The sequence below is a fragment of the Pseudomonas sp. SDO5532_S415 genome, assembly GCF_054071155.1.
This window is the reverse complement of sequence record NZ_JBSVWS010000322.1, coordinates 1-2,686: the sequence shown is the minus strand read 5'-3', so window position 1 is coordinate 2,686 and position 2,686 is coordinate 1. Positions and strand designations below refer to the sequence as shown.

The window sequence follows — 2,686 nt, the reverse complement described above, 5'->3', positions numbered from 1 at the left end:
AGACATTCTTCGCGAGCAGGCTCGCTCCCACAGGTTCAACACGGGCCTTTGCAGGCCCAATACTTGCTCGCGATGGTCGTCAACGATAACGCGGGCCGCCTGAATGAACGCATTCCCCCCTGTGGGAGCGAGCCTGCTCGCGAATTGGCCAGAACAGTCAATATACGAACCAGATTTTCCCATTTCCGTTCACGCAGCGCCTTACCACCGCTGCACTCGTCTCCGATGAACGGCCTCACCTGGCTCCTCGGTTAAGGTGAGTTTGGCGCCCTCGGGCGCCTTTTTTTCGTTTGGCCTACGAAGTTCCCAATGGCCACGAGGCCAGCGGTATGTACCGGCCCTTGTGCGATTCGAACAGGGCGAATCGATCGGCACGCAGGAAAAACTCCGGTGGCGTGGCGGACTCGGGAACCGGGGCGCGAAAATCCCGGGCCAGGGTCAGGTGCGGGCGAAACTCCCGTGGCGCATCCCCCGATACAAACGGCAACACGGCCTGTTCCAGGTCATACACCAGGCGCAACAACGCTGGCGAAGCCTGCTCCGGCGCCAACACCAGAACCCCTGCCCTGCGCCAGACATCCAGCCGATCCAGCACCACGGTCAAGCGCTCGTCCGAGGTGCGCACTGATGCGGCAGCCTTGCAGATATCGGCGATCTGCGCCGTGGCGACCGAACCGAGGAATTTCAGGGTCAAGTGAAAATTCTCCACTGGCACCGGGCGCCCGTTCCTCAGTTGCAAGGCGCTGCGCCATTGGGCAATCACCTTGCGTTGCGCCGGCGCGCAGTCCAGGGCAAAAAACAGCCGTTTGAACGGCTCATGGGATTCGTCGCTCATTCGTGGCACCTCCTGACATCCAAGTTATAGTTCATGCAAACACGCTTCAACTGGAGGGGGCCATGCGAGAAATCATCAGCAAAGAGCCATGGTGGGCCGTACCACCGAAATCCGGTCAGGATGAGTCCGAGCTGGAATGGGGCTGGCTGGTTCACTACAACGAAGGAGAGCCGCGCTTCGAGTTCGTCAAGGAGCGGCCAACCGACAGCGAGATTCGTAACCGCAAGAGTTGCAGGATCACCCCGTCATCCGAGTGATCCTGCCCCGGGTGTTCACGCCTTCACGATCGTTTCAAAACCGCCGAAGATCATTCGCTGGCCATCGAACGGCATGGGATTGACGTCCGGCTGCATCCTCGGGTCAGCCATCATTTTTTCCATCGCGGCATCGCTGGTGGCCTTGTCCGGCCAGATGAGCCAGCCGAACACGACGGTTTCGTCCGCCTTCAGTTTTACCGCCATCGGGAACGAAGTCACCTTGCCGTCAGGCACGTCACTGCCCCAGCACTCGACCACGCTCAAGGCGCCGTTGTCCTTGAAAAGCCCGGCGGCGATCTCGGCGTGTTTCTTGTATTTATCACGGTTGGCAGTGGGCACCGCAGCGACAAAAGCATTCACGTAAGACATGAGGGTTCTCCTGGAGTCATGGGTTGATTCTCTGGTTAGTCGATTGGCTTGGTTGCCATTCGACATGGCCGGCCTCCAGACCGACCGGCGGTTCAGCGCTGCCGGCCAGGTTGCCCTCGATCTGCCCCGCCATGTACAGGGTGCCGGCCATGACACCGGTGGTCGGGTTCTGGACCAGCTTGGTCCAGGCCTTGTCGAACGTATTACCCAGGCTGCTGCGAATCAGCGCCTCGCTGTCCGGCCGGTCGCTGGCCTGAATCAGCGCGCGGATCCCCGCGACCCCGACGGTGATCAATCCCCCCGCGAGTCTGCCCGCCGCCGCGGCCACGGCACTGGCGGCGCCACGGGGGGCCATCTCGGCTTCGATTCGACGACTGGCGCGCTTGGCGACCGGCGCCATCGCGGTATCGGTCGAATCGACGCCCTTGTCGCCACCGGCCCGGTGAATCTTGTCGATCAGCGCGGCGTAGGCCGGCAGGTTATTCAACCGCTCGGCGTACACCACCTGATACAGCGAGGCGTCACGCGCCGAGGGTGGCCCGAGGGCAATGGCCGGGACTTTCTGGATGCGGCCATTGAGTTGGGCAATGGGCACGCCGTGGCGCTGGGAAATGCGCTGCAGGTCTTCCTTGAGAATGTCCACATAGAACGCCGACGCCAGGCTGAGAATCTGATCGGGGTCGATTTCCACCGCCACCGGTGCCAGGACTTTTTCCTGGTATTGCTCCAGCAAGTAAGCGGCCAGGCGCTTTTCCGAGGCATCCTGCTCGCCCTGGGCGCTGAGGGTGTACCAGCTGACTTTCATCGACAGCCATTCCTGGGTCCAGTAGCTGCTGAACCAGGGAATGAAGTTTTCTTCGGTCAGTTGATAGACCCGCGTACGCCAGTAATCCATGGCGCCGCGGGCGTAGATTTTGGTCTGCTCGGTGGCCGATTGCGATGCCGCGACAATCTCCCGGTCCACTTGCTGCCAGGTACTCGGCGAGATCATGACCTGCGGTGTTTCCACCGGCGCGCGCGGGGCCGTGACGCACCCCGCCAACACCATCAGCACGGCGACGATCAGCGAACGCAGGTTCATCGCGGTCCCCGAAGTCTGCGCCGGACCGGATGCCCGGCGTTTAAAAGGCCCTGAATTGAGTATAGGTTGGCTTTGATAGTGGACTTTCTGGCCCCATCGCGGGCAAGCCCGCTCCCACAGGGTCCTGCTCCGATTTCAAAATGG

At 61.5% G+C, this 2,686-nt stretch carries 4 protein-coding genes; 1 reads left to right on the top strand and 3 read right to left on the bottom strand.

Annotated elements, in window-relative coordinates; all coding sequences use genetic code 11:
- Positions 1 to 295: 295 nt before the first annotated feature.
- The gene (gene thpR / locus ACW9HW_RS29730) at positions 296 to 835 is read right to left on the bottom strand and encodes an RNA 2',3'-cyclic phosphodiesterase (protein WP_095195106.1); all 540 of its coding nucleotides are present in this window, start codon (positions 833 to 835) and stop codon (positions 296 to 298) included.
- Positions 836 to 897: 62 nt separating this feature from the next.
- On the opposite strand from thpR, the gene ACW9HW_RS29725 reads away from it, so the two are divergent.
- The gene (locus ACW9HW_RS29725) at positions 898 to 1,092 is read left to right on the top strand and encodes a hypothetical protein (RefSeq protein WP_095195107.1); all 195 of its coding nucleotides are present in this window, start codon (positions 898 to 900) and stop codon (positions 1,090 to 1,092) included.
- Positions 1,093 to 1,107: 15 nt separating this feature from the next.
- Here ACW9HW_RS29725 and ACW9HW_RS29720 read toward each other — a convergent pair whose 3' ends face one another.
- Together ACW9HW_RS29720 and ACW9HW_RS29715 are read right to left on the bottom strand one after the other, a co-directional pair.
- Positions 1,108 to 1,461: a DUF1428 domain-containing protein gene (locus tag ACW9HW_RS29720; protein WP_095195108.1), complete on the bottom strand. Its 354-nt coding sequence runs from the start codon at positions 1,459 to 1,461 to the stop codon at positions 1,108 to 1,110.
- A 16-nt stretch (positions 1,462 to 1,477) separates the two neighbouring features.
- Entirely contained in the window at positions 1,478 to 2,542 is a 1,065-nt protein-coding gene (locus ACW9HW_RS29715; protein WP_095195109.1) for a hypothetical protein, read from the bottom strand.
- Positions 2,543 to 2,686: the final 144 nt, after the last annotated feature.

Bases quoted from the DNA above. Each gene is read 5' to 3' on its own strand.
- thpR (WP_095195106.1), bottom strand. From the start codon at position 835: ATGAGCGACGAATCCCATGAGCCGTTCAAACGGCTGTTTTTTGCCCTG.
- ACW9HW_RS29725 (WP_095195107.1), top strand. From the start codon at position 898: ATGCGAGAAATCATCAGCAAAGAGCCATGGTGGGCCGTACCACCGAAA.
- ACW9HW_RS29715 (WP_095195109.1), bottom strand. From the start codon at position 2,542: ATGAACCTGCGTTCGCTGATCGTCGCCGTGCTGATGGTGTTGGCGGGG.
- ACW9HW_RS29720 (WP_095195108.1), bottom strand. From the start codon at position 1,461: ATGTCTTACGTGAATGCTTTTGTCGCTGCGGTGCCCACTGCCAACCGT.